General features: G+C 59.8%; 4 protein-coding genes. 1 reads left to right on the top strand and 3 read right to left on the bottom strand.

What is annotated here, in order from left to right; genetic code table 11:
- Positions 1-410: 410 nt before the first annotated feature.
- From GY937_26420 to GY937_26410, 3 genes are all read right to left on the bottom strand, one after another.
- A complete protein-coding gene (locus tag GY937_26420) occupies positions 411-1,211 on the bottom strand; it encodes a hypothetical protein (protein ID MCP5060250.1) in 801 nt (266 codons plus the stop codon).
- 7 nt (positions 1,212-1,218) lie between these two features.
- Complete coding sequence (locus GY937_26415) at positions 1,219-2,589, bottom strand: phenylacetate--CoA ligase family protein (protein ID MCP5060249.1); 1,371 nt, start codon at positions 2,587-2,589, stop codon at positions 1,219-1,221.
- Positions 2,590-2,818: 229 nt separating this feature from the next.
- Entirely contained in the window at positions 2,819-4,063 is a 1,245-nt protein-coding gene (locus tag GY937_26410; GenBank protein MCP5060248.1) for a response regulator, read from the bottom strand.
- 242 nt (positions 4,064-4,305) lie between these two features.
- On the opposite strand from GY937_26410, the gene GY937_26405 reads away from it, so the two are divergent.
- Positions 4,306-4,758, top strand: coding sequence for a PEP-CTERM sorting domain-containing protein (locus tag GY937_26405; GenBank protein ID MCP5060247.1), 453 nt, complete (start codon positions 4,306-4,308; stop codon positions 4,756-4,758).
- Positions 4,759-5,019: the final 261 nt, after the last annotated feature.

The raw sequence follows: 5,019 nt of genomic DNA, 5'->3' as shown, positions 1-5,019 counted from the left end.
GGGAAAGATGACAGCCTGTGCGGTAGAATCCGGCTTCATGAAGGGGCCCTTGTTGAGGGGAAACGCGTGTTGCAACTCGTTTCTACCGCAACTGGGGCCTTCTTCAATTCAAGACCACGACTTCTTCATGAATTATTCGCGATAGGGGGTGGGCCGAGTCGGCGCATCCAGCCTCCCCAGCAAGAAAAATCTCACGGGATCTCGGAACGAATCTCACGACAGAATCTCGGCATATCACCGGCTTAGCGGGCGTTATGCCGGTGTTTTTGACGTTGGTGAAACCAGTCACGGTGAGCCGGAGCTGAATGCCGCTAAGACAGATGTACTAAAGATCTCGACCGTTTGCGGGCCTCCACTTTGGAGCCTGGCAACTGCAATCGGGTTGGAGTCGATCAATGAAACAAATGCATTCAAGCTCGAGAGAGCAGCTCGGGAAGCGTCTCCGCGCGTCGGACTTTCGCCCAGCGCGGAATGATCCCCCGATAGAGCTTGTACGAAATTCGATACGAGTAAGGAGGCTCGAAACTTCGAGCGGGCTTCCACCGCGCATCGGTCGGATCTGTGCGGATGACTTCCTCGCCGGATTTTCGAAGCAGAGCGCGCGACTCCTCGGCGCTCAAACAATCGGCAGCCTCGATGCCCCGTGCCTGCTTGACGACCGCGAGCGCGATGCCGGGAACCCACTCCTTGGCTTCGTCGCACGCCACATCATCGCCTGAAAAGAAAACCGTCGGCACACCCAACGCCCAAGCAAGCGTCGAACGCGCGCCGAACTCACCGACCGGAATGTCGTTTATCCGGTGCTCCCGAATCCTTCGGCTGCTGTAGGTGTGAGCGAGATTGCCCCGTCGCCCCTCCATCGCATGCTGCCCGATAAAAACGAGTCCATCGACGGGGACGGGATCGCTCGAGCAACGGGTGAAAAGGTCTGCGAAGCTTGGCTCACCCTCCTGCGTGTACGACTTGCAGCGCGAATCCAAGAGATCGAAATCGAGTCCACCGTAGCCATGCCCATCCCAGACAGAGATTTTCGTTTCGACACTTTGTTCACCGGCACCTTGGAATACGCCATCGATAAAGGCATTGACCTCCCCGGTTAGCAGGCGGCGGGCGTCCAGGAGTGGGGCGCCATCTTCTCGAGTCTGCCGCCACGAGGTAACGCCTGCCGCACCTTCGATGTCCGTCAATATGAAAAGATGGCGAAACGGCATGGCTCCTCTAGGACGCGGTGTCGTCGATTTCGGAAACGATCCAGCGAAACTTCCCACTTTTTGCCAGCGGGAGATCCGTGACCTGTTCGGCGATGACACGAACGCCTTCCCCCATCACCTTCGACACGGAATCTTCCAGTGACTGCAATACGTCACCGCCGATACTCTCCGTTGACGTCAACTCGAGGCGCAACTCTTGGAGTGAAGGTTGGACCACGCGGAAGCGATGGACGATGGGGAGGTTGTCGAAGAGATGCGTGAAGAAGAGGCCATGAATGACGGCACCCGTTGGGGTTCGAATGCTCGCGTGGGTCCGCCCTCCAACCGATTCGATCAACGGCAGGGTGCGACCGCAGCTGCAGTGGCGATTGCTGGGCACCACGACATCTCCGACGGAATAGCGCACGAGGGGGGAGACGAAGTCGTTGAGGTTGGTGACTACGAGTTCGGCTTCTTCTCCACGCTCGGCCGGGCGACCCTCCTTCATGTACTCGAAGATCATGTTTTCATGGAAAAGGTGCAGGCCGCCATTGGGGCACTCGAAGGCAATGATCCCAAGTTCCGTGCAACCGTATTCTGAGATGGCTTTGCAACCGAGGACCCGCTCGACCAGGCTCTTCTGCGATTCAGGAAAGGCTTCTCCGGTATAGATCGCTTTGCGAATTCCCAACCGCGTGCCATCGAGTCCCAGCTCGTCGATGAGTTCGCAGAAACGATACAAGCCCGAGGAAATAGAGCGCGTGGAGACCGGGCCGAAGCGCAAGACTCGATCGTACTCGGCGCGAACCTTCTTCTTGTCGAGGTCGTAGGTGTCAACGAGCAATATGTTCTTGCAACTCCAAGAAGCCCGCCGGCCGAGTGCCCGAAACCGCCCGACAAGAGAATCGGAGATGTCGCGAACACCACTCCAAATCATAACCTCCGGGACGCCCACATCGAGATCCCACCAGCGTCGACCTCGAGCGAGCCCTGCGAAGGTGTTGCGCGTGGTCGATCGCCGATCCAGCCGGAACAAAAAGGGCTCTCCGCTCGAACCGCTCGTCGCCCACTCATCAAACGGGCGCTGGCTTCCCGATGCAAAGAAGCGCGAGTAATCCGCCCGTAGGTCGTCCTTGCCGATGATCGGCAAGCTGCGAAGATCTCCCTCTTCTTTGAGTGTTCCGGGTTCAAAGCCGGCTTCTGCAAAAGCATCCCGGTAGAAGGGAACGTGCTTCTGGCAGTGTTCGAGCAATTTGCGCAGTTTCTCCATTCGATAGGCGTGCATCGCATCGGAGCTTTCCGTCTCGAGTGCTTCGAGTTCAGCGAGATCGGCACGGTAGTCCCATCCTCGGTAGCGTTGAACGAGATGCGCAATTTGATTTGCCAGCTGTCGGTTCACATGGGATCTCCCTGCAATAGCATGAGAGTAGGAAGTTCAAGCCGCGTTTTCGAGACCACGTCCGAGAAGTTGCGATATGTCAAGAGCGGTTCTGGGGCGCCATCACCCGGCTTTCGGGGATCTAGAACGCGCGGGATCGCTCGTGATGCTGAAAGCAGCGTTCGTTCACGAGCGAGACTCCAGCCAATGATCTTCGTGCTGCACGCAGCGACACCAACCGCGCTTGATCTCAGCCGCCACTTGCCCTTGTCGCGGCTACTTGCTCGCGGATCTGGGTAAGCAGCGACTCACGGTCGAGCCCATCCTTCTCGATGAGACCCGCGACGTCACCATTGCGACGGAGGCGATCCTCTTCGGTGACGTCCTTGGCGGTCACCACCACGATGGGGATGCTCGACTGGGAATCGCGTTTGCGCATCTCCATCACGAACTCGAAGCCGTCCATCACGGGCATCATGAGGTCGAGAAGGATCAGCGAGGGTTCCAGTTCGGAAAGCTTCGCGAGCGCTACCCGGCCGTTCTCGGCCTCGCTCACCTGCCATCCCTCGTTCTCGAGGGCGTGGCGCAGCACCTCCCGATTCTCGAGCTTGTCGTCCACGACGAACGCATGGCGCTCGGCATCCTGCATCGCATATCGTTCGAGCAACTGCACGAGCTGCGGGCGCTGCACGGGCTTGGTGAGAAACTCGGTCGCTCCCAGCGCATAACCGAGCGAGCGATCGTCGGTCATCGTCACCATGATGACCGGGATGTCTCGCGTCACCGGGTCGGCCTTGAGTTCACGCAGCACTTCCCAACCATCCATTCCCGGCATCAGCACATCAAGCGTGATGGCTGCGGGGGGCAGCGACTGGGCGAGCTTCAGCCCTTCCTGACCGCTGCTGGCCGTCACCACCTTCGTGCCGGCCTCCTGCAGCGGGCGCGCCAGCAGATCGACCGCATTCGGATCGTCGTCGGCCACCAGTACGACCAACTCCGCGCCTGGCTCCGGCGCCATGACTTGGGGGGCCTCGGCTTCGGGCTTCTCGACCACCTGGAGCGGCAGCCGAATCGTAAACGTGGAGCCCTCACCCACGACGCTATCCACGGTGATGTTGCCGCCCATCATCTGGCAGAAGCGGCGGCTGATCGGCAGGCCGAGTCCCGTGCCGCCGTAGTCGCCCGTGGTGGTTTCGTCCGCCTGTGAGAATTCGTCGAAGACATGATCGATCTTTTCGGCTGGAATCCCGATCCCCGAATCCGAGACCGACACCCGTATCCACTCGACCTCATCCACCTCTTCGCCCACCACGACCAGACCAATTTCGCCTTCACGCGTGAACTTCGCGGCATTGCTGAGCAAGTTGAACAGCGCCTGCCGCACTTTGGTGACATCGGCCCGCATTTCGCAGATGCGCTCGTCGATCTCGATCTTCAGTCGGTTTCCGTTCTTCTTCACGAGGGTGTCGATCGTGGACACCACGTCGTCCAGCATCGAGGGGACCTCGAAGGTGACCTTGTTCCGAAAAAGTAGACACCCTGCCTAAGCGGCTTCGGCCTCCTTGGCCATTGCCATTTCTTCGAACCTTGCGGGACTCATGTTTCCAATCGTCGAGTGTCTTCGGATCCGATTGTAGAAGATCTCGATGTCCTCGCTGATCGCGTCTCGCGCCGTCTTTCTCGTGAGCCACGGCCGGCAGCTTTGCGCCTCGCCCCGATGGAACCGTGGGTGGCTTGATGTCCCTCGACGGCACCTTCGACTTCTTCGACAAACCCCTTCCAGTTGACATCAACGATGATCTCCTCCTACGCATCCTTCTCAACCCGATCGGCCTGGGCGGTGTCCAGGAGGGATTCGTTCCTTCTCCTCTCGACGAGATCCTCAGCACCCAGACCATCGGCATGGAGTGGTCGACCGGCACCGTCACGGCGAGCGACGTGGTCGTGGGCGGCGTGGAGGGACTGTCGATCTCGCGAACGGGCTTCGACAACCGCGACAAGAACGGGATCGGCGCAATCCAGCTCGTGACGGCCTCGGTGATGATCATCGACGGCACGGGGATGGGCGGGGACTACTTCATCAGGGTGCCCACCTTCGCGACCCTGGACCTGGTCTTCGTGCCCGAGCCCGGCACGTGGGCGCTGCTCGCGCTGGGCCTGCTCGCGCTGTCGCGACAGACCCGGCGCTAGGCACGGCCCGCGGACGCAGGCCGGGACCGGCCCCGCTCAGATCTCGCTGGTCGACTGGAGGGGATAGGAGTTCCAACAGGGAATTCCATGTCCGATAAGGGGGTGATTTGACAAGTCCTTCTGTAGTACCCAAGTAGAAATGTCCGGTTTCTCCAAAGTAGAAATGTCCGCTTTTTCCAGTCGCCCGGGGTACCCCCGCGGGCATGGAGACAGTGAGCATGAGCTACGAGGAACTGGATCGCGTGGGCGTGATTGAGCGCG

It is taken from the genome of bacterium, from assembly GCA_024228115.1.
Classification (GTDB): Bacteria; Myxococcota_A; UBA9160; order UBA9160; family UBA6930.
This window is presented reverse-complemented; position numbering and strand designations above follow the sequence as displayed.

What these genes read in the sequence shown, in the direction of transcription:
- GY937_26420 (MCP5060250.1), bottom strand. Translation starts at nt 1,211, where the DNA reads ATGCCGTTTCGCCATCTTTTCATATTGACGGACATCGAAGGTGCGGCA.
- GY937_26405 (MCP5060247.1), top strand. Translation starts at nt 4,306, where the DNA reads ATGTCCCTCGACGGCACCTTCGACTTCTTCGACAAACCCCTTCCAGTT.
- GY937_26410 (MCP5060248.1), bottom strand. Translation starts at nt 4,063, where the DNA reads ATGCTGGACGACGTGGTGTCCACGATCGACACCCTCGTGAAGAAGAAC.